Source organism: Microbulbifer maximicatervae (SeqCode) (genome assembly GCF_052467615.1).
Window position 1 is genome coordinate 2,917,512 of record NZ_CP174319.1, and the last position, 25,030, is coordinate 2,942,541.

The following is a 25,030-nucleotide window of genomic DNA, read 5'->3' on the forward strand; positions in this document are numbered from 1 at the left end:
GAGTAAAGAAATTAACATGAGTATAAAAACATGAAAAATAGAAGTCGGCGCTGGTTGCCATAGGCAATATCTATGGCAACCAAGAGTATGTCGATGTAGACTCGATAGCTGCTTTTAAATTAAGTCGCTAAATAAGTTAGGCTCTATGTTCCCACACGCTGATGAACTTAATTACTTTATTGAAGTTGCAAAAACAAAAAACATATCCAGGGCAGCAGAAAGATTGGGGATTAGGCAGCCGAGTCTGAGTGCTGCTATCAAGAGGCTAGAAAGACAGCTAGGTACTGAAATAATAATACGAGAAAAAACTGGTGTTCAGCTTTCACGTGCCGGTCTTAGGCTGTTAAAGAGCGCTCAGCAGCTATTAGATGATTGGGATGAGGTTAAGTATTCTGCTCTGCGAGAAAATAAAGAGGCCGTTGGCCATTTCACCATTGGATGTCATAGCTCGATTTCACTACATATGCTACCTGATAGCCTTCCTGCTTTTATCGCACAAAATCCAGGTATTGAATTGAGCTTCCAACATGCACTTTCTCGCGAAATTGTAGAGGCCGTGATCAGCTGGAAAATCGATATCGGTATTGTCGTAAATCCTGTATCTCATCCTGATTTAGTAATCAAGCACCTTTGTCACGATGTGGTTAGTTTTTGGCATAATCCTAAGAAAATTCAATCTAGAGACGTACTAATATATGATCCAGCACTGATGCAGACGAACTGGCTGTTGAAAACCATATCTGAAAGCAATAGATATAAACAATATATAAGGTCTTCAAGTCACGAGCTAATCACAAAAATGACATTAGAGGGGTTTGGGGTTGGTATTATTCCTGGTCGAGTTGCACAGACACATGGAAGAAATCAGCTCGAATGGGTAAGTAAAGACCAACCAGGCTTTAAAGATGAAATATGTCTGGTGTATCGGCGCGAGATAACTCATAGCATGGGTGCAAAGAAATTAATTGAAGAATTTCAACTTACCAACTATGAAAAAAATTTCTATTAGATAAAATTAAAATAAAACTCAAAAACCACAAAATTATCAATAATATTTTGAGCTGCAGAGCACTACTGGTTAATATCTATGCAACTTAAGCAGCCTTTCAATTGTGAAAATATAAAGGGCTTTATCCATTTAATACAAGAATAGTTTACGCTCACGAGTGAGATATTCCCGAGATGATATTAATCATCCCAAGCCACAACCTCAGTCAAACATTAGCTCCGCAGCATAAATACCACAATCAATCTTGCCTTTTTTACTCAGCTAAACATTACACATTTGTAGATACCCATAAATTTTCAGAAGAGCTATAAAATCAAGTCTGTGGAAAGATAAAATTAGAAAAAACACTCTTCAAAAACCAAAACAACAAACTCTAAACAGTATCCAGTAATGGTATACCATACCCTAAACGCAAATTCGGGGCCTATCAGGCATGGTGAACTTCAATGAAGTTAATCGATCAGCAAAGATATTAGTTCTACATTATGCTAATCAGCTAAGTTATGAAAATGCTCATTACTCTTTTACAACACATAGCGCAGGTTCGAAGGCCACGACAAGCGAAGCTTGACGGGGTCCGCTGGAGGCCAAAGGCCAAAAAATTGTGCAAAATGTTCGGCTCTGCGTTAACCAAAAGCGGAGGCCGCTTTTGGCTGAAACTTTTACACCTGACAGCATCCGATTGTTAGGGCCGCTGCTTTCTTAGCTCAATTTCACCAAATGTCATATAAACAAGAGGTCCACCCGCATCAGCCCTGTAAGCTCCATTTGCTTCAGCCAAACGGCTGGCAACGGCTGAAAATTCCCATGCTTGATCTTCGGAAACATGGACCTTTCTTGAGGTAAAGAGCTTTACTCCGTGCTTTTCACCATACTCTTTAACTAAACGTGAATGTTGCTGAAGAGGTTTTAGCACTGAAGGGTGATCCCACCCCCATAGAAAGCTTCTATCTTTCGGATTGTAAGTACCTATTATTTGAACAGGAGCTACAGCGATCCGACCATCCTCAAGCGACCAAAATATAATGCCTTTGTCTTGGTCGACATTCCATGTTTTAGCAGAGCCCAGCCCCCATGTCTTATCGTAAGCATCAGCTTGAATTCTTAAACCTGCAATGCTCCCTTCAATAAACTTTTCGACCTCCACAGAGTAATCTCCAGCATGCGTGTTAATTGATATGAATAGTACAAATATAACTGATACTAAACTTTTCATAACTCTCTGATACTTGATTGCCTTAACGACTGGTTTTGGGGCTGAATTGGGCAGCGAAAAGGTTGTGATTGTCAAGCACAGAGCTAAGCAAGAACCCCAGAACTGAAAACCCAATAGTAAATTGGACCGCAGACAGCCCACCCTGCGACTGCAAATTTGAAAAAACTATCCCGCCTTGGCGACCCTATACTTGCAAGGCCCGTAAGCTCTTTCTCTTGAATTGGTTTTATAAGTCTGTAGGTTTTTACCAGCAGCCATCCAACCAGAAGTGGAAGTAATGTCAACAGAATGATAGTGCCTATTGTAAATAAAGCTTCAGGTGATGATTTTCTCATTTATCTTATCAACTATTTAGAGTATTGGGGTATATGTACCGAGGGCACGCCAGTGCGTCCGGTGCTTTTACTAGTTAGGCATAGTACCGAATCGTCCAGCAAAAGACGGCAGTAGCTACCATACCTACATAACATATGAAAACAGCATGCCCTATGACATGTATATAGCTGGACAAACTTGTCCGGCATGATTATGTGCAGCTTTGTCATCCATGATTTCTAGACTTCAACATAGATTCAAATAAAAGTATGAAAAAAGCGCCACTTATAACTGGTAAAATTATTCCGAAAATGAAAAAAATAGCAGCCCATAAGCGACCACCTGCCTTATAACGTCTATAGCCCTCTATAAACGGATACAATAGGAATCCTATCAGTACGCTATATATGATGAACTCCGGGATCCTCAGTAACGTTCCACCTCCTAACCTTTCCAGGCCGAGGAGGTAGATTACCGGATAAAGAAGACCGGCCAGTACAAAAATAACTAAAAGATAAAGCCACTTACTCAAAATTCATATCTCTCCGCTGAAGAATACTACGCTACATTTAGCCGCAACCAAAGCTGGGTGACTTTTTTGGTATTGGCATAGCGATCACAAAAGACCCTCTACTTTAGACAAAGTACTGTAACGCTTTGTTATGAGCTGCGATAGCACGGGATATACGAACCAATAAAATGAATGTAATTGGATTCACTTGTTACCTCAATTGGTGAGCCGGGTTTGATATCAATCAATACTGTATCGAAAGCCCGTTTACCATCAACTCCCTCTGCTCCCTTACATTCGATATATTTTGAGTCTCCTACAGACATCCTAATATAAATTCGATCTCCAATATCCGGAAAAACATGCCCGAACATACCATACTCTATTCTTAAGCTACCCAGGTTTACGTCCTTAAGTTTCTTCATCTCAGCAGCGGGCATCTTAATTTGTTCGTCGCCGACTCTAAGATTAAAAATTCTGACATTATCCGTATTTTCATCAAGCTCTATTTCGAGAAAAAACTCCTTATAAGGCTCAGGAAGAATGCCCTTCAATTTTAGCTCGTGAACGTGTAATAAATTTGTATCATAGCCAAAAGCTGAGACACACAAAAAATATGTTAATATTGCTAGTCGATTCATATCATAATCTCGTAATACAGATGCCTAAACTTGTTAAGTTTTTTATGACCAATGCAACCCAACTAAACTTAAAAATGTTTTATTAGTTACTGGCATACCTGATGAGGCCCCAACAACAACGCTGCCTAACCCACATTTTGGACAACAAGCTGTTTGCTCATTGTCAGTCCAGCGAACAATCTCACTTGGTGAAAAATTCTCCTCGTACATAAAACACCCACAAATTACACTTCGTAGAATTTCTTCCCGGTGATTTACTGCATGATCAGAGACTTGATATTGATCATACCCAAAATCCGAAGGCAAATATTGTTCAATACTTTGATATTTCATTCTGATGGATACTGGTCTTAACCTTAATGCCTTGCGAAAATGTCTTGCTCACCGGGACATACTGCAGGGAGCATTTTTGTGTGAAAATGGTGCACAGTGACAGATATAAAAATGAGCGTAGCAGTATGTGCCTGAATACAGTAACTTGTTAGTCTTTGGAACTAGAAGAAACATTCCCACTTACAGTTGAACTCTTTAGTTTTTATATTAAAGCTATATTCACAGCCCTCAGCTGTAAGATCGTTGACTCTTCCATACACAGTAGAACCCACTTGCTTTTCGATAGAAATACCATCTGCGGATACTCGATTACCTGACCAGACCATGTTAATTCCCTCGATAACAGCTAAACACAATCCATCTGTGGCAACAAAGCAATTTGTTTCGCCATTGTACGCGACTGCTTCAATCATATCCCAATCTGTTTTTGCCATTACTTTTCTAGAATCTGGATCTACAAGATAGCCTTGACCACCAGCAACAATTAAAAATAGGTGTTTATCTTGTAACGGGAGCACTAAATTTGTTGATTTGCAATCGCCTTGGCTAAAGACGCCAACCCATTCCAAGTATTCCGAATCCAAAAATTTAACCCACAGAGTATTATTTCCTGACTCTATGAATGAATGCTCTTCAAATTCTCCAGACAATGGAGGTCTATCTAAAATACTTGCTTCCATTCCTTGAACTCATGTAGAGGCTAACTCGCCAATAAACTGTCCAGTGAGGCCCCTACAATAGTGACGGCCTCGTGCCGACCCAGTGGCGCTTACTGAGTCAGACTTCATTGGATTGTTAGGCAGGTTTAAACCAGCGTTCTGGTGCTCTTTTGTTTAGCAGATAGTATACCGCTAGAAAACATGAAGCTTCGCCGATCCCCGTATATAGTGAGTAAGCACCCAGAGGTGTGAGAATACTCATGCCGGCAACTACGATAGCCAAGATCAGGAAGGTACTTTTAGGATTCTCGGTCCTTTTTCTGATCATGCCAGAGACCCATAGCAAAATGGCACCCCATATAGGGATGAATATGTAATTAAAAGGGTCGAATATTCCTGTTTCAGAGCTAAGCACGTAGATAAACTCTTCAATCAAGAAGATTAGAAAGCTTAGGGCTATGAGGAGGTACACCATCTTGATACTTGTAGGAGTAGCTAGTTTCTCTAGCTCAATATCTGATTCAGGTGCTTTGTACGGATTCATGAATGATATACCTAACGTTCACATAACCGGCCAACGGCGCGGCAGTTTGTTGTGGTTCAGCCAGCTCTGCTGGCGAGATTGATGTACTTGTTAACTGTTGATTACTGGATAGATTGCATAGAAAAACAGCCCTATCCCTGTGACGGTAAGCGCTGAGGCAACGACTTTACGTTTAGTGCTAGATAATGTTATGCCCGGATAGTTGCGAATAATATCACCCGACAACCAAAACAATGGGAAAAGACAAGCTACCCACGCGGCTTGCCTTAATAAAGTTATCGTACCGTCTCGGCCGGGAATAACTATTCCATTTGATAGTGCTCCGACAACAAAGTAGGCCAACATCAAAAATAGAATTAGCCACAAAGCCAGTGCTTTCCCCCTAGGTTGTGCGACTTCGCTCATGACTACCCCAGACAGCTAACTGTTAATTCAAAAGAAGCTTCTTTATATCAGCCCGCTTTATATTTCTATGTCCCACCTCCCCTAAAAGCTAAAAAACCAATAAAATCAATAACTTATATTGATCCTGTGCAAGTGCGCAAGAATATATACAAAACAGCGTTTTTATAATTCTGTATTTTCTCTGCTTTACATCACCTTTGGAACCCTTAAAGAATCAATGAGTTACTGAGTTTCAACTAGAAGTAGGAGCAGCTTCTGCTGGCTTTTGTTATTGAAAGTACAACTGTACACTTTTCGATAAGCGCCAACCAATTTACATAGCCCAAAACTGATAATCTGAGGGTTATGGCTTGCTAGCCACTTGTGCCGTCTAAGCAACCCCATCACTGATATGTGTTTGCACGCGGTGTGCTCCATATCATCAGGCATAGCCTCCCATCCAAGCTGTAAATCTATGCTTCACTGTCTTGTAAACACAAGTCGATATACAGCACCTTCAGTCACCTCACTCCCCCAACCTTATTGATCTCCTGATTTTTTATCACCTGGCGTCAACAGTGCTTCCGTTACTACTACCTTGTAAGTAGCGATAACGAATCTAGGGGGCTGGTTATACAGGTTCGAAAAAGCGTGACGGATTGAAATCTAGCGATGTGGAGGGGCACTTTGCAGGGTCGGCGAGCTGCTTGAGACTCCATCCAGGAAAGGATAAGTTGCTAGGAGCAGAAAAACCAAAGCACAGATTCCATCAAAAGTGGAACCTCCTTTGCTGGCAGCTGGATTGATCACTGACTCAGTACACAAGAGCTAGGGAGCATTGAGGGGAATATACCTCCTTCATCAAAAGGCTAGGCATCTTCACTTAGCGTAGAGTCTGCCTTCAGCGCAATCCTGAAGGCTGCTTGAAGCAGCTGGTGGGCTCGGCAACATGCATCTGGAGGGTCTGTGCATAGCAAGCCAAGCATTGAGTACACATCTTATGGCGCTGGCAAGGCTTGCTTACCCTCTCTTCCTGTCGGATAAGAGGGTCTGCTTGTTAAACATCTCCAAGACGCCAGCATGGCCACTCCGAATTCGCTACCTGATCACCTTTAGCACCCAAGAGGCATTCGATTCAGAGCGCGCATATCGCCTTACGAACAGAGACGCAATGAATCTTCTTGGAATCCCGCTTTCAATTATTGGGTGCCTCAAGTTGCCCTACCCTCAAGCATATTCAGGCCTTTGCTCGCTGCTGCTTTTTGATCCGCACATAGATTTCTTCACGGTGGATGGGGAGTGATTTGGGTGCGCTTATGCCTATCTTCACTTGATTGCCTTTCACCTCCAGCACTGTGACTGAGACATTTGCTCCAATCCTTAGAAGTTCACCTGTCCGTCGCTTTAAGATCAACATACTTATTTCCTTCGATGGTCAAAGTTTGGGCGCTTCCAGGGTGGGGAAGCTTGGGCTTAACGTTTGGAGGAAATGTGGGGTGGCGCTCGGGGGCGGTAGGCAGAGAAAAGGAAAAGGCGGGCGCTAGGCTTCCAGCGCTTGGGAACAGGCCCCAAGCCACTGAATGTACTCCACTTTATTGAAGACGAGCGGGTTTCTAGCGTATTATCCATATAGCCATCTTGATACTTATCCTATCAATTTGGTCAGCTGGCCCCGGGTGTTCCTAGCACCTTGGGTCAGCGCCTTTTACTTACTCTTATGTCACGCTACCGTTCTCCTTTGAAGGGATGGGTCTTTTAGAAAATTCTCGGCTCTCTCGAAGCCTTTAAAATTCTTCAGACTTCTGAAGCCTTTTTAATCGGCTCGCTCAATTACGACCAAAATACCAAAAATATCTATCGATTTTACGCAGCTTTGAGATTTAAACAAACTGAATAAATTCCAATAAGATTATTTTCGCGCCTATATTTTTTGTTGTTTTCGGTTGAGGAAATCTCAATCAACCATTGGAAAATTCAATTCACATTGAAATGCACTCCATGCTTTTCTTAAAAGATTAAAGAGCAACATTCTCAATCACATGGCCGACTAAAGGCTAAACCGGGGAATGTGAAAGTCCACTAATGATTTAATTGGCTCATTAGTTTTATACTCGTATCCGCACTCCCTTGTTAAATACTGGAAGAGCGGGATTCCATTGTAGGGATAAATACTGAGTTCAGCGTGGAGTTACCATCTTGCAAGTCACCTCTCCAAATCAGTGCTATTGCTTGGTTATTTTGAGTTAAAACCAACCGTACAAGTAGCCGCTGGTGAGGTCATTTAAAATTCCAGGCTTAGCTCTATCCTTACCAGTATTGCCAAGATATTGAAGACTCTGATTACACTTGTACTCAACAGCGCATTCGCACAGTCGTATCTAGTGAGCAACCCAAAGCTCTACTTTATTTATTGGTGGTGAGCGCTTTAAGGAAGCTATAGCACTCCCCTTTCAGTTGGAATACTATTTCGAGCCAGTGACTGGAGTGGCCGGTATTTAGATTCTTAAAAGCGAGGTAGTATTTACGGAATCACCCCTCCTATCCAAGAGACTTGATATCTCACCTCTCCAGTGGCTAGGTAGCAACCGAATCTTGAAAGCAGATTTAAAGTCTGTAGGTGACTGCCGGCAGCTTCCTCTCAGCGTTCCTTATAATCTGGCCTACCCCCAAAATCAGCCTTCCCCAAAACCTGAACGTCAATTTCTGGTACTCCACTTCCCCTGCCTCTATGTCAGAGATGGAGAGTCTGCAGAAAGCTTTTATGGCTATTTACATCAGAGCCACTGCCATCTGGGGCCATCAGGATAAAGCCTTAACCTTTGCCCTTGAATATGTGTACGGCCGGTATAAGTATCCTCGCTCCCATCGACAGTCTCTCTAACAACAGTACCGCGAAAACGTTGATACCATTTGCCTCTATAATTATGATCTTGAAAATTTTTTAAGCGCAACTTACAGGTTTTTGACGAAATCCCAAAATCCATTTCAGTTTCACTTAAGTCAACATTATTTTTTTCCAGTTCTTCTTTAAACTGCTCCATATAATCGCTAGTGGGCTGATAGTGGCCACTGAAATTATTAATATGCTCTATTATTCCACCTACCACCGAGATATGCCCAGCCGCAGCAACTGGTCGCCCCGAGAAAAATGCTGAATGGTGCTGAATGTCACCATTTTTGTTACCACAAAAGATACGCCCATTCTTATCCATAACGAATGCCCAAGATCCGCCAGGATTGGTATTAAGTCTCTCTCCGCGCCAAAACAGAAGCCCATCTTGTATCGTAACCTGATATTCTTCTCGTTCAGCTTCACTCATATAGGGCACAACAACTCCACTATAAGTATCTTTACTTAAACCGCTATCTTTTAGCATTCCAAGTTCTTTGTATGGCATGGCAGTTATCTCCTTTATAAATGCGCTTAATAGGTAGCCATCAATAATAGCTAGTCATATTGATAACTATTTCAAGAGTATTTCTATCTCCATTCGTAAGTTTGACTCCAATGTAAATCATTGCGCTTCTGGTTACATACGCAGGGCTTTTCTTTGTGGGAAAGATGCCCAACCCGAGAGAGATTATGAGCATCGGCGTCAGTGTATTGAGGGTAGAATGCAAAAGCTAGTCGCCATCTTTGCGCTCGATATTGAAGCCTATGCTGTAATAAGAAACCACTACTGTATTCTGCTCTATATCGACACAGAAGCCGCCAAAACTTGGTCCGATACCGAGATCCTTACTCCCTGATGAGGGCTTTTAAGAACTTCCGTACTAATTCAGCGCTATCTTCAAGGGAACACTCTCGATTCTAGCGAAATAGAAAAGCTCCATGAGCTTAAAGAGTGGCCATAATGAATGACTTGCCACTAGAGACCTATAAAGCATGATAAATTTCAATGAATATAATCAACCAGCAAAGACATTGGTTCTGTATTATGCGAAACAACTAAACTCTGAAATCGCTCGATCGGTTGTTTCTGGAAACTCCAATTTAGATAGTAAAGAGGAGGCAGAGTCTTTGGCTTACTTTTTCTGGAAAATGACGGATCAAGCGGTTGATGACGAAAAAGATTGCAAGATGATTGAGGGTATTTCAGATATTCAGTCTTGGCTAGAAAAAGCACTTCATATATTTAGAGGTTACTTCAAAAAGCAAGGCTATCAGCAAGAGTGGTCAGAGGGCTATGGCAAATACCATAGTGAGTAGAGTTTTATAACAAACTTCCGCCTAACTGCTATGAGGAGAGGTAGGGTCGCCACTTTTGGGAGGGGCATTCAGGTCTCAAGGGTATTTCTGGACACCCACCAAATAGAAAGTATAAACCGCCAGCCCTATTGACAAAAGGATGAAACCCTTCAGGATACTGTATATTCATACAATACAATACACGTGCCGCCGATGACTCTACCCCGAAGCACCCAGATATCTCTGGATTCAACACCTTATTATCACTGCGTTTCCCGCTGTGTACGCCGTGCATTTCTCTGTGGCAGAGATAGTAAATCCGGAAAAGATTACGAATATCGGCGCGAGTGGATTGAAAGCCGTATGTATAAATTGGCCGAGGTGTTTGCGTTAGATATTGCCGCCTATGCAGTAATGAGTAATCACTACCATATAGTGCTCTATATCGACAGAGAAGCTGCTAGCAAGTGGTCTCTCAAAGAGGTAATTACTCGCTGGCAAAAACTGTTCAAAGCTTCCAGCTTGGCTCAGCGCTATCTTCAGGGCGATACCCTCGATCACTGTGAGGTAACTAGGCTAAAAGAAGTCGATTCTCTATGGCGGGAGCGTCTAATGGATATCAGCTGGTTTATGCGCTGCTTAAACGAATCTATCGCTCGCCAGGCCAACGCTGAGGACAACTGTACAGGCCGCTTTTGGGAGGGCCGTTTTAAGTCCCAAGCCTTACTAGATGAAAGAGCCCTTGCTGCCTGCATGGCCTATGTAGACCTCAACCCGATCCGTGCCAATATTGCCAAGACCCCTGAAGACTCCGATTACACTTCGATTCAACAGCGTATTCGTGCCGCAGTCTCAGGCAAGCAGCCCAAAAGTCTACTTCCGTTTGTCGGCGGTGAGCGTTTGAGTATGCCGAAAGGGCTACCTTTTCAGCTGGATCACTATTTGGAGCTAGTAGACTGGAGTGGCCGACATTTAGATCCCAGAAAACGAGGCTGTATTGCCGAAAACACACCTCCCATCCTGGAGCGGCTTGGTATCTCACCCAAGCACTGGCTCTATCTCAACCGAAATTTTGAAAGTCGCTTTAAAGGCTTGGTAGGATCAGTGAAGGTGGTACAGCAAGCCTGTAGCCAGCTCAATAAACGCTGGGTACACGGTATTGGTGACTGCCGGCGCTTCCTCTCAGCTACCCCCCCACTAATCTAGCCCTACTCCAGACATTCGATAGCACGATTGCCGGTTTTATATCCAAAAATTGCGCTACCTACAGACTGAACACAACCCCCCCTGTATTCCACCCCCCTTACCCCTAAATCAGAGAGGAAGAACCACCAAAGCTGGTGCTTGCCATGTAACGGACACTTCTCCCCCAATCTTTGGGTGTCCTGGATTTGTCATCCCATTCGAGGGTACTGAGCATTTGAATTCGCGCTATATAAGCCAACTTCGATCTTGCTCACCATTCCCCCTCCCACCCATATTTGTAAATATCATCGCTGGTCATGAAATTTACATCTCCTTTTACTCTTAAACCAGAGAAAAATGCTTGTTATAGCGGATATTAATAGCATTATTTTTAATCCTTCAAACTATGGCCGTCCTAGATCGTTGGGTACACGGCATAGGCGACTGCTGACGCCTCCTCTCAACCCCTGCTAGTCTGGCCCCGCTCTAACCTTTAAGTGTCCTAAATTTTTGAGGACACAACCCTATCGAATTTGAGAAATATACTTAACGAGATGTTCGATTAGAATTGACCACCATATCCAATACCTCTCCTCAACACAAAAGCAACCTACTCAATATCATCACATTAATTAAATATTTAACAGCCATGAACTTCACAAACTTGTATCCACTCTTAATAAAGCGAAATTTTTCGAATAAATCACCTCCATACTAAACAACAAATACCTCTCATATCGACTCTTCAACTTGGCGCCTATATATGGCATCGTAAGCTAGTGTTAGCTAAGGACGGCCTCCAAATTCATGCAATCTATAAGAAAAAAAACTTTACAAAGATATCAGTATCGAATCGGCAATTTTTATGCTTAATCGTTGCACAAGAAACCATATCGCACCGATTAAAGGGATATTTCATTAAACGGAATTTAAGAATGAAACGGAACCTCAGATCTATCGATCTCAATTTACTACCGGTATTCGAAGCCATAATGGAGCATGGTCAGCTGGGTAAAGCGGGGGAATGTATCGGTATGAGCCCACCGGCAATGAGTGCCGCACTTCAGCGATTGCGACATACTGTGGGCGATGAACTTTTTATTCGCAGGCGTATTGGCTTTTTGCCAACCCCAAGGGCTGAACGCTTACATGCAACGGTGAGTGAGGCACTCAGGCAAATACGTGAGGAGATTGAAGAGAAGGTTGATTTTGATCCCTTCGTAGAAAAGCGTAATTTTAATATTATCGGCGGCGACTATGCCGATATTATCTTTTTGGGGAGCCTGCTAAACCACCTGGAATCTATCTCTCCCAATATAACTGTTGAGATTTCTCCGCTTGAGGTTGGCGGCTTGGAATCCAAGATGAAACACGGTGCAGTAGATTTTGCACTCTATTATCAGCCCGTAGATTCCAAAGAATTACAGGCAGAGCATATTGCCTCTGATCGCCTGGTTGTTGTAACCAAAAATAATCACCCCAGGATCCGCAGAGAAATTAGTTTGGAGCAATTCAATGCCGAAAGGCATGTCACTCTACACCAGAATACCTCAGGTTTGACCCACCTCGAGAATCATGTGGGGGAGTGGGGAGATAACAGCTCGCAACGGGTTGGGGCTCAAGTAGACCAATTAGGTAGGAAAGTAGCGGTTCGAGTCTCTCATTTCCAAAATATGATTCCGGTCGTTTTGAATACCAACTACTTGTGCACTATGCCGGAGGGCATGGCACAGCAATTTGCCGCACATAACCCCATACAAATACTGCCCTTCCCTGTGCCAATTGCACCCCTGGAGATTTACCTTGTATGGCCCCGGATTTGCAATAGCGATATTGTGCACCGCTGGTTGCGGCAACAACTGAAGATTGCTAGCAACACAAGTAAAGAACCCATTAGCGCAGATCTCGCCAGCTAATCAATAGCTGATGCCAGCAAAGGTCCTCGCTAACTTATAAAATTTAAACCATTTTTGGAAAAGTAGCTACTAGAGATACCTCCTATCCTTTGAATACGTATGAGCCATATCATTACCCAGAACAATTTCTATTCATGCAGGACATTCTAAGTCAATGTTCTCAGCAACCCGACTCTTGACTCTCTTTATTTCAGCCAACTGGTAGCCGGTAGTTTCTAGCTACCACCCCTCCCTAGGCTGCCCTATATAAAACCGTTAACAAAGTTATGTCTGGACACCCAGCAAATAGGAAACTTGAGACGCCACACTCATTGACACAATATAGGGGATACAATAATAATACTGGATATTAAAACAGTTAAATCCCTATCTCATGGCCCAGCCTCGGCATTCGCAGATATCCCTCGATGCAACCCCTTACTATCACTGCGTCTCCCGTTGTGTGCGCAGAGCTTTTCTTTGTGGGAAAGATATCCAATCCGGGAGAGGTTATGAGCATCGGCGTCAGTAGATTGAGGGCAGAATGCAAAAGCTGGTCGGCATCTATGCGCTTGATATTGCTAAGGCTGGGCATTTCACCCAAACAGTGGCTTTATCTGAATTGCAACTTTGAAAGCCGCTTCAAGCGTCTAGTCGGCGCAACTGAAAAAGCCAAAGAAGTCTGTACCCCGCAACATAAACGCTGGGTGCATGGCCTGCATGACTGTGAAATCTATCTCTCTAGCAGCACCTAAAGCAATTACAAACCACTAATAATCGAGCTAACCATAACGCTATCGCCCCGCATGATCAAATTATAATCAACCAGGAAAATGTGCGACTAACTAATCTGATACCTACTTCTTGACTACCAGCAAGCCCAGAGAAGATGAAATACACGATTTGAAAGCAATTCTTTCAATTTATGGGTGTCCTGGATCGTACTGGTCCTGGAGCGCACGGGGTGTCCTAGATTGTTTTTGTTAGATGAACACTAGTATTCACCCTTAAATTTATCAAACTTGGACCCTTCGAGCTTTCCCCACGGATCCGTAGGCAATTGAATATCGACTCTGTCCACTCCCTTGCATGAATACTTTAGCTGCCGCAATTTCGTGTTTGTGTTCGTCGTTACTCCCAACACTCCCTTCTTGACCGCTCTTATCAGAAGGTGCTCCGCATTAAACCTTCCGGAAATCGCCCCATTAATCTCCTTCCAAGAGCCTGTGCTGTTTTCGACTGGGACGCATGCGGCACACAAGACAGTCTGTGCATACGTCTGCGTTATGCCAAGGCAAAAAAACGCCTCTGTGCGCGTACTCCATCTGTGATTTGCGTCGGCTGCGTATCCCACGTATGTATGGTTAGTTGTCGAATTGTGAATGATATATATACACCTGTTTGTTTTGGGCGCAGGGTTATGAGAAGGGGACGCGCATGCAGGCCCCATATTCCAACTACATTGTTGAAAGTCGAAACCGATCGATGCCATCTTTACTACTCCTTTTTGAAGAGTTGATTCTTGCCCGCCAACGCCTTACCTGTGTTTTTTACACATATTTGAGTCCTATTCAAAGCCTCAAACAGAGAAATAGTCATCCCCCAATCGCGGTATATAAAATTTAGCCACTTATAAGACTGAAACCATTTGAGCTTTACAGCATATCTAGAGCCTTATGAAGTAAGGCGTATATTGATTAGGTAATCCCCTCCCTATTTAGTTAGCTGATCTTGCCTGTAGTAGGTTGATGATGATGTCTGGGTGTCCTAAATCGTGCCCTCATTGCGCCATGAAATACACCCCCCCTATTATTCCTATCATTAAAAATGATGCTAAGGGAAAAATTCACACGAAGGTCATATTTTGAATTACCATTCCTTCAAATCACATCGTCAGTTTCAGAAAAGATTTGAGGACGAATAGTATCGACCACCTTTTGATATGGCCACGGCGACGCTATTATCCCACACTTATTTTGAAGCATCGCCTCTACCGCTCTTTTGAATTCATCCCACTTTTCCGAATAATTCCCTTTCTGATAACACCTCGAACAGAAATGTCCCACTAAATTTTTTTCGTCTACCCCTACTGCGACAACAACTATACAATCTGAAATTTCGTCTATTACAAAATACTCATTATCACCATTCATGGTAAAGGCTGTATATTCACACTAACCATCATTTATACCTGACATATTTTGGAACTATAAAGTTAGTATATTGATGCTTAACGACTAGCCAACGACCCCTGAGTTTTTAGCAGGGAATCGTCCCGCGCCTTGTTAGATTTTAGCCAAGTAGAACGGTAAATCATAACCAGCTTCTCCAGACTTTTTTGTCTCTACTTAAGCAGAGCCTATTAAACTGTTTGGGCGTTAAGTTGCGACTGAAAGGGATAGTAGATGCGATAAAATTCCTTACCATCAAATGAGACTTTCGACCGCAACCACCCGTGCTTGCGAGCAGAAACAATGCTTCGCAGTAACACAAAAAATACTAGACCATCATCTTCGTTTTAGAAAAAATTTCACAGACCTCTATAATTTTTTATTTCTATTCTGTATATATACATTTAAGACTCTGTATAATTCAAAAGCCATGCACTCCACTGCTGACAAAATCTAACACTCAATTAAATGAAGCGTCTTTATAATTTTGTATTTTTTCTTTTTTATATCACTCTTGAAATTCTTTAAGCATCAATGAGCTACTAAGTTTCATCCAGAAATAGAAGCAGCAACTGCTGATCTTTGTTATAGAGCGTACAGCTGTATATTTTTCACCCAACATCCATCTATCCACACAACAAAAACCAAGTGCCGTGACGGAGAATTGATAAAGATCTCGATTGCAAATTACGATCGCTAAGATACAGCGTTATGCAATACTATAATCTATTATTAGTTCCCGCCTTTAGATCCACAGCGTATCATTCTGTTAAATAAATAATTTTTACACCCCAAAAAACTCGTAAATACCCTAAAACTCCCCAACCTCTAACAAAAATATAGCTCACCCCAATTTATTGCGTCAATTTGGAATTTAATAACTATAACTTCCAAAAAACTGAACTTAGCACTAAGGCAAAAGCCCTAGGATAGAGCACTTGTACAGCAAGCCACACAAAAATCCCATACCTCCACTTCAACTCAGTGCCTAAATACCACCTCGCAAAATACTATTAATTGAGCAAAGCCTCCTAATTTCACACCATCAATAGGGAAGAACACCTAAAAATATCAACACTAAATCTACATCTTCTATATCTAATCGTTACACAAGAAACCATATCGCACCGACCAAAGGGAAATTCCAATAAAGCGAATTTAACAAACAGAGGAACCTCGGTTCTATTGAGCTCAACTTGCTAGCCGCCGGCAATAAGTGCTTGGCCTCAACAACTGCAACGCAGTGAAGACAACAAACTATTTATGCGCGGATATGGTGACTTTTTATTTTGCCGTCTCCACAGAGGGGCGCAATCTAAACAATATCGAGGGTGCCCATACTGATATCATTTTTTGGAGTACTTCAATAGTGAGAGACATATCACCCTGCACCAGAAGAAATTAGATATCGCACAACTGAATAACGCTGCAGAGGAGGATAACAACCCTAACAAAGTGGGAAGCCGAGTCGAGCAACTGGAGGAGAGCCATGCCGCTCGCTGTGAATAGCAACAAGCTGTGCACTATACCCAAGGACATAACACCGCAATCTAGCCCATACACCGCTATCCCGATTGGCACCAGGAGACTTGCCTAGCGCGCTCAAAAATCTGCGCTGCGATATTGTGCCGCTGGTGTCGCCCAAGATCCTTGATTATTGAAGACTCCCAGCAATACAACAGCTAAGTAACCCCAGAATAGGTGCGGGCCAGTAAGGAGACCCATCTATTAATTGACTTTATTTTGGACACAAAAAAAACCCGCTAAAAAGCGGGTTTCTTGGCCGTTGCAATGCAACTATATATATGGTCGGAGCGGCCGGATTTGAACCGACGACCACCACACCCCCAGTGTGGTGCGCTACCAGGCTGCGCTACGCTCCGATTTTGAAAAATCGCTCACTTCGCTAAGTGATTGATTTTTAAAGACATCGTGTCTCGATGTGGCGTGAATCATACCTGAGTGCGGCTGGATTGCAAGCCCAGGTTTATAGTTTTTTATAAATTATTTTTCCCCTCCAGCAGGGCCACCACGTCCTTTAGTTCTGCGATCACTTCGGGTAGTACTTGCTGTAGCTGTACCACCTCTGCCCGCTCGCTGCCGGTTTCGATCTGCTGGCGGGCTCCACCAATGGTATAGCCCTCTTCGTACAGGAGCGCACGGATCTGGCGGATCATGATGACATCTTGGTGCTGGTAGTAACGGCGGTTGCCGCGACGTTTGACGGGTTTCAGCTGGGGGAATTCCTGCTCCCAGTAACGCAGGACATGGGGTTTAACGGCGCACAGTTCACTCACTTCACCAATGGTGAAATAGCGCTTACCGGGGATTGCAGGCAGCTGAGCGTTATTGCTCGGTTCCAGCATGCTCTTCTACTCGTGTCTTGAGTTTTTGCCCGGGTTTAAAAGTGACTACCCTGCGGGCCGAGATGGGGATTTCCTCGCCGGTCTTGGGATTGCGACCGGGACGCTGGCTTTTATCGCGCAGGTCGAAATTGCCAAAGCCGGAGAGCTTGACCTGCTCGTTACTTTCCAACGCATTGCGGATCTCCTCGAAGAAATATTCGACGATCTCTTTCGCTTCGCGCTTGTTAAAGCCCAGCTCTTCGTACAGTTTCTCGGCGAGCCCGGCCTTGGTCAGTGCCTCTGTCATTGGATCCTACCAATTGATTCAGAGGCGTCGACTCCAGATCGGAAGCGGCCCAAACCGCGGCGGCTTTCAACCCGGTAGCAGACGCTCTCGGGGTGCAATTCAGCCTGCACCCGAGAGCATCATGCTCTACTAGCGCAGACTAGCGTTATATTTTTCTTCTAGTTTTCCGACCACCGCATCTACAGCGGCATTGATTTCGTCGTCATTAAGGGTGCGTGACGAATGCTGAAACGTCAACCCCAAAGCGACACTTTTTCTATTTAAATCAATACCTTTGCCCTGGTAGACATCAAATATCTTGAGGTCCGTCAAGGTTTCACCTGCAACTTCGACAGCAGTTTCCACCAGGCTGGCGGCAGGAACCTCTGCATCAATCAACAGGGCCAGATCGCGGCGCACTTCCGGGAACTTGGACAGCGGACGGAAAGCGGGGGTTTTGCCCTCGCCGATCGCTTCCAGGCTCAGTTCAAATACGAACGCGGGCTTGGACAGGTCCAACTTCTTCTGCAGCTGCGGGTGCAGGGCTCCGATAACCCCTACTTCGCGGTCGCCGCGCATAATCTTGGCGGTTTGGCCGGGGTGCAGCGCGGGGTGCTGGCCAGCAACAAAGCGGAACTCATCGGCTACACCGGTGCGAGCCAACAGAGCTTCTACATCGGCTTTCACGTCGAAGAAATCCACTGCGTCTTTGCTGCCAGTCCAGTTTTCTGCGTAACGGCTGCCGTAGGCGAGACCGGCAATCATTTGCTCCTGGTGCAATTCGGCACCCGGTACAAAGCGCAGGCCGGTTTCAAACAGGCGCACGCGGTTTTGCTGGCGATTCAGGTTGTACTGCAACGCTTTGCACAGGCCCGGCAATAAGGTGGTGCGCATAACCGCCAGCTCGGCGCTGATCGGGTTTTGCAGGGCCACCGGATCGGCTTCCGGATCAAACAGCGCGGCGCTGTCGCTATCGATAAAGCTGAAGGTAATCGCTTCGTAGTAACCGCGGCTCAGCAGGGTTTGCTCCAGGTTGTCCTGGGCAATGGTACTCTCCGGGCGCGGGGCGATTTCCAGTTCGGCAGTAAAGCTTTCACTGGGAATACGGTTGTAGCCGTATACACGGGCCAGCTCTTCCAGCAAGTCTGCTTCGATGGCGATATCGAAACGGAAGCTGGGGGCGAGGAAGGTCCAGCCTTCGTCGTTCTGGTCGATTTTTTCCAGGCCCAGGCGGGTGAGGATATCAACGATTTCGTCATCGGCCAGTTTGATACCCAGGCCTAACTCTACCTTGGCACGGCGCAGGGTAATGTGGCGCTCGGCGGGCATAATTTCGGTCAACTCGCGCACGTGTACCGGGCCGGGTTCACCGCCGACGATATCCAGCAGCAACTGGGTAGCGCGCTCTACCGCTTTCTCTTGCAGGTGGTAGTCCACGCCGCGTTCGAAACGGTGGGAGGAGTCGGTGTGGAGGCCATAAGAGCGAGCCTTGCCGGCAATGGCCAGCGGGCTAAAGAAGGCGCTCTCCAGGAAGATATGCTGTGTGCCTGCGGTCACGGAGGAATCCAGGCCACCCATAATGCCGGCCATCGCCAGAGGTTTTTCCTCATCGGCAATTACCAGGGTGCCCTCTTTCAGTTTGACTTCCTGGCCGTCCAGCAGGGTCAGCTCTTCACCGGCTTCCGCCATACGCACTTTGATGCCGCCGGAGAGTTTCTCCAGGTCGAAGGCGTGCATGGGTTGGCCCAGTTCCAGCAGAACGTAGTTGGTTACGTCCACTACCGGGTCGATACTGCGCAGGCCGCTGCGACGCAGGCGCTCTTGCATCCACAGAGGTGTTACCGCTTTGATATCGATATTGCGAATCACACGACCTACGTAGCGCGGGCAGGCGGCTTCGGCCAGCAGGGATACGGGCATGCTCTCGTCGATCTGCTGGGGTACCGGAGCAACTTCCGGGCCCTGAACGGCGCAGCGATTCAGTACACCCACTTCGCGAGCGATACCGGCAACACCGAGGCAGTCGGAACGGTTCGGGGTGAGATCCACTTCGATGGTCTCGTCGTCCAGCTGCAAGTATTCGCGCAGATCGGTACCGGTGGGTGCGTCTTCTGGCAGTTCCCAGATACCGTCATTGTCTTCGCCCAGTTCCAGTTCGGTCTGTGCGCAGAGCATACCGAAGCTCTCTACACCACGGAGCTTGGCTTTCTTGATTTTAAAATCGCCCGGCAGCTTGGCGCCTACCAGGGCAAAAGGAATTTTGATTCCGGTGCGCGCATTGGGAGCACCGCACACAACCTGCATTTCACCGTCGGGGTGCCCTGCCACTTTACACACGCGCAGCTTGTCCGCATCCGGGTGCTGTTCACAGGCGACAATCTCACCGACAACCACTCCGGAGAAATCGCCCGCAACTTTTTCTATACCGTCCACTTCCAGGCCGGCCATGGTGATTTGATCGGCCAGTTCCTGCGTGGTGAGTTCCGGGTTTACCCATTCCCGCAACCAGGAGTTGCTGATTTTCATAGTTGATCTCTTTCTGTATTCCGTCAGCGCAACTTGGTGCGCATTTCGCCTGGGGCTATTTCGCCTCCCAGGCCTCCACAATTCGACTGCTGTTGCGAAGGGCCATTGCCATTCGCGCTGCCACTTGGCTTAGAACTGTTTCAAGAAGCGCAGATCGTTATCGAAGAACAAGCGCAGGTCGTTTACGCCGTAGCGCAGCATGGCGAGGCGCTCGATACCGATACCGAAGGCAAAGCCGGAGTATTTTTCGCTGTCGATATCGCAGGCGGCGAAGACGTTCGGGTGCACCATGCCGCAGCCGAGAATTTCCAGCCAGCCGGTGCCGGAACATACGCGGCAGCCTTCACCGGAACAGGCGGTACACTGGATGTCCGCTTCTGCGGAGGGCTCGGTGAACGGGAAGTAAGACGGACGGAAACGCACCGGTACTTCCGCTTCGAAGAAGGCACGCAGGAATTGGTCGATGGTGCCTTTCAGGTGGGCGAAGCTGATGTTCTCGCCGATTACCAGGCCTTCTACCTGGTGGAACATGGGCGAGTGGGTGACATCGGAGTCGCAGCGGTATACGCGGCCCGGGCAGATAATGCGCAGCGGTGGAGATTTTTTCTCCATGGTGCGGATCTGCACTGAGGAGGTGTGGGTTCTCAGTACGGTAGTGGGGTCCACGTAGAAGGTGTCGTGCATCGCGCGCGCGGGGTGGTGCGCGGGAATATTCAACGCTTCGAAGTTGTAGTAGTCCTGTTCGACTTCCGGGCCGTTCTCAACAGAGAAGCCAATGCTCGCAAAGAATTCTTCCACGCGCTTTAAGGTGCGCGTAATGGGGTGGGCATTGCCCTGCTCTTCGCCGCGCCCCGGCAAAGTGACATCTATGGTCTCTTCGGCCAACTTCGCATTGATGGCGGCCTGCTCCAGCATAGTGCGGCGCGCGTTAATTTTTTCCTGAACCTGCTGCTTGGCTTCGTTGATCTTGGCACCCGCCGCCGGACGCTCCTCAGCCGACAGCTTGCCCAGGCCTTTCAGCAGCGCCGTCAGCTGGCCCTTTTTACCCAGGTAATCAACACGCACCTGATCCAGTGCGGCGAGGCCATCGGCCTTTTCCACCAGCTCCATAGCCTGCTCGGTGAGGGACTGCAAATCTTGCATCGAACTGTTCCCGTTTGAATCCAACTTCGATTAATTTTTTCTGCTTTGTTCGGCCGGTACTTTCTGTACCGGAGGGAATTTCCCCAGGCACCGCCACCGGTAAAAAATAGCGGAAACTCCATAAAAAAATAGGGAAGGGCCACTACAGCCCTTCCCTATTTTGAGTATTCAGTTTTACAACTGAAGTGACAGCTTACGCTGCCAGGGCTGCCTTAGCTTTTTCAACTACGGCAGCAAAAGCGACTTTATCGTAAACAGCCAGATCAGCCAGTACACGGCGATCCAGTGCGATGTCCGCTTTTTTCAGACCTGCGATCAGGCGGCTGTAGCTCAGGCCTTCAGCACGGGACTGGGCGTTAATACGAGTAATCCACAGAGCGCGGAAGTTACGCTTTTTAACGCGACGGTCACGGTATGCGTACTGACCAGCTTTAATTACTGCCTGCTTGGCAACGCGGAATACGCGTGAACGCGCACCGTAGTAACCTTTAGCCTGCTTCAGAATCTTCTTGTGACGACGACGCGCCTCTACACCACGTTTTACACGGGCCATACTTCTATCCTCTTAAACCTTTGCGATTTGGGCCAATTACTTGGCGCGCAGCATACGATCGACCAGTCCAGCATCAGACTTGTTCATAGTCTGGGTGCCACGCAGCTGACGCTTGCGCTTGGTGGTCATCTTGGTGAGGATGTGGCTCTTGTTAGCGTGCTTGTGCTTGTAGCCCGCAGCCGTCTTCTTGAAGCGCTTGGCAGCGCCACTGTGAGTCTTTGCTTTCGGCATTTTGTACTCCAAAGTTAATATTCGCCTGTAAAACAGGCACCTTTAGTAACTGCCGACAACCGAAGTTACCGGCACTGCGAGAGTGGGGAGGCAGCCGTCGCCCAACCACTTCTCAAAGGAGATCCCGGGAATGACTTCCCCAAACCTCACTTTTTCTTTTTGAGCGGAGCAATCACCATCAGCATTTGACGACCTTCCATTTTCGGTCGCTGCTCTACGGTGCCCAGCTCTTCAAGGTCCTTTTCGATGCGCTGCATCATTTCCATGCCCAGCTCTTGGTGAGCCATTTCGCGGCCACGGAAACGCAGGGATACTTTGGCCTTGTCACCCGCTTCCAGGAAGCGGGCCAGGTTGCGCAGCTTGATCTGATAGTCACCGACATCGGTGCCCGGGCGGAATTTCATTTCCTTGATCTGCTGCTGCTTCTGCTTCTTCTTGGCGGCATTCTTAGCTTTTTTAGCTTCGAATACGTGCTTGCCGTAGTCCATGATCTTACAGACTATCGGCGTGGAGTCCGAGGCAATTTCAACGAGATCCAAGCTAGCTTTCTGTGCAGCTTCCAGCGCTTCATCCAGGGAGACAATGCCTACCTGTTCGCCATCAGCGCCTATCAGGCGGATTTCTGACGCTTCAATCTGATCGTTTATGCGGGCCTTTTTGGACCGTCCCTTAGTGTCTCGTTTAATAGCTATGGTCTCCCAGTTGCCAAGTTGTTATGCATTATCTTCTGTCAAACGACCGCGACGATTCACGTCTTGCTCGAGGATCTCGAGGAATGACTCATACGTCATTGTACCAAGATCCTCACCGCTACGGGTACGTACTGCCACGGCTTGACTTTCTACTTCCTTATCGCCAATTACCAATAGATAAGGAACACGCTGAAGCGTGTGCTCGCGGATTTTAAAGCCGATCTTCTCGTTTCTCAAGTCAGCTGTGGCGCGGTATTGCAGCTCACCCAAACGATCTTGCAAATTGCGACAATATTCGGCCTGGCGATCGGTGATATTCATGATCGCCACCTGCTGCGGCGCGAGCCAGGTGGGGAACGCGCCTTCGTAGTGCTCAATCAGGATTCCGATAAAGCGCTCGAAGGAACCCAGGGCTGCGCGGTGCAGCATTACCGGGGACTGGCGCGAGCCATCTTCCGCTACAAACTGGGCATCCAGGCGGCCCGGCATGGAGAAGTCCACCTGAATAGTACCGCACTGCCATACACGGCCGAGACAGTCTTTCAGGGAGAATTCGATCTTCGGTCCGTAGAAGGCGCCTTCACCCGGCAGCTCTTCCCACGGCAGGCCAGCGGCATCCAGTGCGTCGGCCAGGGCTTTCTCAGCCTTATCCCAGCTCTCATCGGAACCTACGCGCTTCTCCGGGCGAGTGGAGAGACGGTAGATAACATCCTGGAAACCGAAATCCTTATAAACGGAGTGCAGCAGATCCATAAAGTCAGAAACTTCTGACTGGATCTGATCTTCGCTACAGAAGATATGGCCATCATCCTGTACAAAGCCGCGCACGCGCATCAGGCCGTGCAGGGAACCGGAGGGTTCGCTGCGGTGACAGGAGCCAAACTCCGCCAGACGCAACGGCAGGTCGCGGTAGCTGCGCAGGCCCTGATTGAATACCTGTACGTGACAAGGACAGTTCATCGGTTTAATGGCGAACTGACGCTCTTCACTGGTCAGGGTGAACATGTCATCGCCAAACTTATCGGCGTGACCGGATTTGCGCCACAGGCTGAAATCTACCAGCTGTGGAGTCTTGATTTCTTTGTAGCCGAATTCGCGCTGGCGGCGACGCATGTACTGCTCGATAGTGCTGTAAATGGTCCAGCCGTTCGGGTGCCAGAACACCATACCGGGCGCCTCTTCCTGGATATGGAAAAGGTCAAATTTCTTCGCCAGCTTGCGGTGATCGCGCTTTTCTGCCTCTTCGATACGACGCAGGTAAGCTTTCAATTCTTTTTTGTTGGCCCAGGCAGTGCCGTAAACACGGGTCAACATTTCATTGTTGGAATCGCCACGCCAGTAGGCACCGGCCACTTTGGTCAGTTTGAACGCTTTCAACCTGCCAGTGGAAGGTACGTGGGGACCGCGACACAAGTCTTCAAAGTCGCCCTGGCGGTAGAGAGAAATATCTTCATCACTGGGGATGCTGTCGATAATCTCAGCCTTGTACTCTTCGCCCATTTCGCGGAAATATTTCACCGCTTCTTTGCGCGGCATCAGGCGGCGGCTGACAGTGATGTCTTCTTTGGCCAGCACTTCCATACGCTCTTCGATCTTCTCGAGATCTTCTGGCGTAAACTGACGCTCGTAGGCAAAGTCGTAATAGAAGCCGTTTTCGATAACCGGGCCAATGGTGACCTGGGCTGTGGGGTACAGCTGTTTAACCGCTTGTGCCAGCAAGTGCGCTGTGGAGTGACGGATCACCTCCAAGCCTTCGGGCTGACGATCAGTAATAATTGCCAGATTTACGTCGGTATCAATAACGTAACTGGTATCGACTTCCTTGCCGTCTACAACGCCAGCAAGTGCGGCTTTTGCCAAACCTGGGCCGATATCAGCGGCTACATCGTGTACGGAAACCGGAGCAGAAAATTCTCGACGGGAACCATCGGGGAGAGTAACAACGGGCATTGTTTATCCTTTGTTCTCAGTGGCGATCCCTACCAAAGACCGCATGAAACTATCCATGAATTTTTTCATGGAACTCTTGATCGGGATGGGCAATCCATCCTTTTGAAAGGTGGTAGACCCGGGCGGATTTGAACCGCCGACCTCTGCCATGTCAAGGCAGCGCTCTAACCAACTGAGCTACGGGTCTAAAGCTCTACAGCGGGGGAACCCTGTGCTGTGAATAGCGCGAACTTTAGCACCGCTTTTCAGTGT

The 25,030-nt window shown here is 46.7% G+C and carries 23 protein-coding genes and 2 tRNA genes; 7 read left to right on the forward strand and 18 right to left on the reverse strand.

What is annotated here, in order from left to right:
* Positions 1-145: 145 nt before the first annotated feature.
* Positions 146-1,009, forward strand: a complete 864-nt coding sequence (locus ACJJIM_RS12905) for a LysR family transcriptional regulator (RefSeq protein ID WP_444911168.1) — start codon at positions 146-148, stop codon at positions 1,007-1,009.
* Positions 1,010-1,694: 685 nt separating this feature from the next.
* Here the strand turns inward: ACJJIM_RS12905 and ACJJIM_RS12910 are convergent.
* The 8 genes from ACJJIM_RS12910 to ACJJIM_RS12945 form a co-directional block, all read right to left on the reverse strand.
* The gene (locus ACJJIM_RS12910; protein ID WP_413662649.1) at positions 1,695-2,225 is read right to left on the reverse strand and encodes a DUF6882 domain-containing protein; all 531 of its coding nucleotides are present in this window, start codon (positions 2,223-2,225) and stop codon (positions 1,695-1,697) included.
* A gap of 975 nt (positions 2,226-3,200) precedes the next feature.
* A complete protein-coding gene (locus tag ACJJIM_RS12915; protein ID WP_413662650.1) occupies positions 3,201-3,692 on the reverse strand; it encodes a hypothetical protein in 492 nt (163 codons plus the stop codon).
* Positions 3,693-3,734: 42 nt separating this feature from the next.
* On the reverse strand, positions 3,735-4,025 hold the full coding sequence (locus ACJJIM_RS12920) for a hypothetical protein (protein ID WP_413662651.1): 291 nt from the start codon (positions 4,023-4,025) through the stop codon (positions 3,735-3,737).
* Between the two features lie 161 nt (positions 4,026-4,186).
* Positions 4,187-4,705 (reverse strand): hypothetical protein, encoded by a 519-nt coding sequence (locus ACJJIM_RS12925; RefSeq protein ID WP_413662652.1) that lies wholly within the window; start codon positions 4,703-4,705, stop codon positions 4,187-4,189.
* A gap of 115 nt (positions 4,706-4,820) precedes the next feature.
* Positions 4,821-5,228: a hypothetical protein gene (locus ACJJIM_RS12930; protein ID WP_413662653.1), complete on the reverse strand. Its 408-nt coding sequence runs from the start codon at positions 5,226-5,228 to the stop codon at positions 4,821-4,823.
* 90 nt (positions 5,229-5,318) lie between these two features.
* On the reverse strand, positions 5,319-5,633 hold the full coding sequence (locus ACJJIM_RS12935) for a hypothetical protein (RefSeq protein WP_413662654.1): 315 nt from the start codon (positions 5,631-5,633) through the stop codon (positions 5,319-5,321).
* Positions 5,634-6,849: 1,216 nt separating this feature from the next.
* On the reverse strand, positions 6,850-7,029 hold the full coding sequence (gene csrA, locus ACJJIM_RS12940) for a carbon storage regulator CsrA (RefSeq protein WP_444893306.1): 180 nt from the start codon (positions 7,027-7,029) through the stop codon (positions 6,850-6,852).
* A gap of 1,357 nt (positions 7,030-8,386) precedes the next feature.
* Positions 8,387-9,010 carry a hypothetical protein gene (locus ACJJIM_RS12945; protein WP_413662656.1) on the reverse strand — a complete coding sequence of 208 codons (624 nt, stop codon included), beginning with the start codon at positions 9,008-9,010 and terminating at the stop codon, positions 8,387-8,389.
* A 217-nt stretch (positions 9,011-9,227) separates the two neighbouring features.
* Between ACJJIM_RS12945 and ACJJIM_RS12950 the strand changes: the two genes are divergently transcribed.
* The 6 genes from ACJJIM_RS12950 (at position 9,228) to ACJJIM_RS12975 (ending at position 16,561) form a co-directional block, all read left to right on the forward strand.
* Positions 9,228-9,362, forward strand: a complete 135-nt coding sequence (locus tag ACJJIM_RS12950) for a hypothetical protein (RefSeq protein ID WP_413662657.1) — start codon at positions 9,228-9,230, stop codon at positions 9,360-9,362.
* A 136-nt stretch (positions 9,363-9,498) separates the two neighbouring features.
* Positions 9,499-9,822 carry a hypothetical protein gene (locus ACJJIM_RS12955; protein ID WP_413662658.1) on the forward strand — a complete coding sequence of 108 codons (324 nt, stop codon included), beginning with the start codon at positions 9,499-9,501 and terminating at the stop codon, positions 9,820-9,822.
* Positions 9,823-10,014: 192 nt separating this feature from the next.
* Positions 10,015-11,007, forward strand: coding sequence for a transposase (locus ACJJIM_RS12960; protein ID WP_413662659.1), 993 nt, complete (start codon positions 10,015-10,017; stop codon positions 11,005-11,007).
* Between the two features lie 914 nt (positions 11,008-11,921).
* On the forward strand, positions 11,922-12,902 hold the full coding sequence (locus ACJJIM_RS12965) for a LysR family transcriptional regulator (protein WP_413662660.1): 981 nt from the start codon (positions 11,922-11,924) through the stop codon (positions 12,900-12,902).
* A 491-nt stretch (positions 12,903-13,393) separates the two neighbouring features.
* On the forward strand, positions 13,394-13,636 hold the full coding sequence (locus tag ACJJIM_RS12970; RefSeq protein ID WP_413662661.1) for a hypothetical protein: 243 nt from the start codon (positions 13,394-13,396) through the stop codon (positions 13,634-13,636).
* A gap of 2,769 nt (positions 13,637-16,405) precedes the next feature.
* Positions 16,406-16,561, forward strand: a complete 156-nt coding sequence (locus tag ACJJIM_RS12975) for a hypothetical protein (RefSeq protein ID WP_413662662.1) — start codon at positions 16,406-16,408, stop codon at positions 16,559-16,561.
* A gap of 297 nt (positions 16,562-16,858) precedes the next feature.
* Here ACJJIM_RS12975 and ACJJIM_RS12980 read toward each other — a convergent pair.
* The 10 genes from ACJJIM_RS12980 to ACJJIM_RS13025 all read right to left on the reverse strand — a co-directional run bounded on the left by ACJJIM_RS12980 (position 16,859) and on the right by ACJJIM_RS13025 (position 24,965).
* Positions 16,859-16,935 (reverse strand) — tRNA-Pro (locus ACJJIM_RS12980).
* A gap of 114 nt (positions 16,936-17,049) precedes the next feature.
* Positions 17,050-17,418 carry a MerR family transcriptional regulator gene (locus ACJJIM_RS12985; RefSeq protein WP_108733836.1) on the reverse strand — a complete coding sequence of 123 codons (369 nt, stop codon included), beginning with the start codon at positions 17,416-17,418 and terminating at the stop codon, positions 17,050-17,052.
* Complete coding sequence (gene ihfA / locus ACJJIM_RS12990) at positions 17,399-17,704, reverse strand: integration host factor subunit alpha (protein ID WP_108733837.1); 306 nt, start codon at positions 17,702-17,704, stop codon at positions 17,399-17,401. The genes ACJJIM_RS12985 and ihfA overlap by 20 nt, the downstream gene beginning before the upstream one ends.
* Positions 17,705-17,833: 129 nt before the next feature.
* Positions 17,834-20,209: a phenylalanine--tRNA ligase subunit beta gene (pheT, locus tag ACJJIM_RS12995; RefSeq protein ID WP_413662663.1), complete on the reverse strand. Its 2,376-nt coding sequence runs from the start codon at positions 20,207-20,209 to the stop codon at positions 17,834-17,836.
* Positions 20,210-20,338: 129 nt separating this feature from the next.
* Positions 20,339-21,352 (reverse strand): phenylalanine--tRNA ligase subunit alpha, encoded by a 1,014-nt coding sequence (gene pheS, locus ACJJIM_RS13000; protein ID WP_282932052.1) that lies wholly within the window; start codon positions 21,350-21,352, stop codon positions 20,339-20,341.
* A gap of 193 nt (positions 21,353-21,545) precedes the next feature.
* Positions 21,546-21,905, reverse strand: a complete 360-nt coding sequence (rplT, locus tag ACJJIM_RS13005; RefSeq protein ID WP_108733840.1) for a 50S ribosomal protein L20 — start codon at positions 21,903-21,905, stop codon at positions 21,546-21,548.
* 36 nt (positions 21,906-21,941) lie between these two features.
* Positions 21,942-22,136 carry a 50S ribosomal protein L35 gene (gene rpmI, locus ACJJIM_RS13010; protein ID WP_020413351.1) on the reverse strand — a complete coding sequence of 65 codons (195 nt, stop codon included), beginning with the start codon at positions 22,134-22,136 and terminating at the stop codon, positions 21,942-21,944.
* Positions 22,137-22,282: 146 nt separating this feature from the next.
* Positions 22,283-22,828 (reverse strand): translation initiation factor IF-3, encoded by a 546-nt coding sequence (gene infC / locus ACJJIM_RS13015; RefSeq protein ID WP_444898242.1) that lies wholly within the window; start codon positions 22,826-22,828, stop codon positions 22,283-22,285.
* A gap of 21 nt (positions 22,829-22,849) precedes the next feature.
* Positions 22,850-24,778 carry a threonine--tRNA ligase gene (thrS, locus tag ACJJIM_RS13020; protein ID WP_444911169.1) on the reverse strand — a complete coding sequence of 643 codons (1,929 nt, stop codon included), beginning with the start codon at positions 24,776-24,778 and terminating at the stop codon, positions 22,850-22,852.
* A 110-nt stretch (positions 24,779-24,888) separates the two neighbouring features.
* Positions 24,889-24,965, reverse strand: a tRNA-Val gene (locus ACJJIM_RS13025).
* Positions 24,966-25,030 lie beyond the last annotated feature (65 nt).

Coding starts and splice junctions, on each gene's coding strand:
- pheT (WP_413662663.1), bottom strand. CDS start 20,209: ATGAAAATCAGCAACTCCTGGTTGCGGGAATGGGTAAACCCGGAACTC.
- ACJJIM_RS12915 (WP_413662650.1), bottom strand. CDS start 3,692: ATGAATCGACTAGCAATATTAACATATTTTTTGTGTGTCTCAGCTTTT.
- ACJJIM_RS12960 (WP_413662659.1), top strand. CDS start 10,015: ATGACTCTACCCCGAAGCACCCAGATATCTCTGGATTCAACACCTTAT.
- ACJJIM_RS12955 (WP_413662658.1), top strand. CDS start 9,499: ATGATAAATTTCAATGAATATAATCAACCAGCAAAGACATTGGTTCTG.
- rpmI (WP_020413351.1), bottom strand. CDS start 22,136: ATGCCGAAAGCAAAGACTCACAGTGGCGCTGCCAAGCGCTTCAAGAAG.
- ACJJIM_RS12905 (WP_444911168.1), top strand. CDS start 146: ATGTTCCCACACGCTGATGAACTTAATTACTTTATTGAAGTTGCAAAA.
- thrS (WP_444911169.1), bottom strand. CDS start 24,778: ATGCCCGTTGTTACTCTCCCCGATGGTTCCCGTCGAGAATTTTCTGCT.
- ACJJIM_RS12945 (WP_413662656.1), bottom strand. CDS start 9,010: ATGCCATACAAAGAACTTGGAATGCTAAAAGATAGCGGTTTAAGTAAA.
- rplT (WP_108733840.1), bottom strand. CDS start 21,905: ATGGCCCGTGTAAAACGTGGTGTAGAGGCGCGTCGTCGTCACAAGAAG.
- ACJJIM_RS12935 (WP_413662654.1), bottom strand. CDS start 5,633: ATGAGCGAAGTCGCACAACCTAGGGGGAAAGCACTGGCTTTGTGGCTA.
- ACJJIM_RS12925 (WP_413662652.1), bottom strand. CDS start 4,705: ATGGAAGCAAGTATTTTAGATAGACCTCCATTGTCTGGAGAATTTGAA.
- ACJJIM_RS12970 (WP_413662661.1), top strand. CDS start 13,394: ATGAGCATCGGCGTCAGTAGATTGAGGGCAGAATGCAAAAGCTGGTCG.
- pheS (WP_282932052.1), bottom strand. CDS start 21,352: ATGCAAGATTTGCAGTCCCTCACCGAGCAGGCTATGGAGCTGGTGGAA.
- ACJJIM_RS12985 (WP_108733836.1), bottom strand. CDS start 17,418: ATGCTGGAACCGAGCAATAACGCTCAGCTGCCTGCAATCCCCGGTAAG.
- ACJJIM_RS12965 (WP_413662660.1), top strand. CDS start 11,922: ATGAAACGGAACCTCAGATCTATCGATCTCAATTTACTACCGGTATTC.
- ACJJIM_RS12950 (WP_413662657.1), top strand. CDS start 9,228: ATGCAAAAGCTAGTCGCCATCTTTGCGCTCGATATTGAAGCCTATGCT.
- ihfA (WP_108733837.1), bottom strand. CDS start 17,704: ATGACAGAGGCACTGACCAAGGCCGGGCTCGCCGAGAAACTGTACGAA.
- ACJJIM_RS12930 (WP_413662653.1), bottom strand. CDS start 5,228: ATGAATCCGTACAAAGCACCTGAATCAGATATTGAGCTAGAGAAACTA.
- ACJJIM_RS12920 (WP_413662651.1), bottom strand. CDS start 4,025: ATGAAATATCAAAGTATTGAACAATATTTGCCTTCGGATTTTGGGTAT.
- ACJJIM_RS12910 (WP_413662649.1), bottom strand. CDS start 2,225: ATGAAAAGTTTAGTATCAGTTATATTTGTACTATTCATATCAATTAAC.
- csrA (WP_444893306.1), bottom strand. CDS start 7,029: ATGTTGATCTTAAAGCGACGGACAGGTGAACTTCTAAGGATTGGAGCA.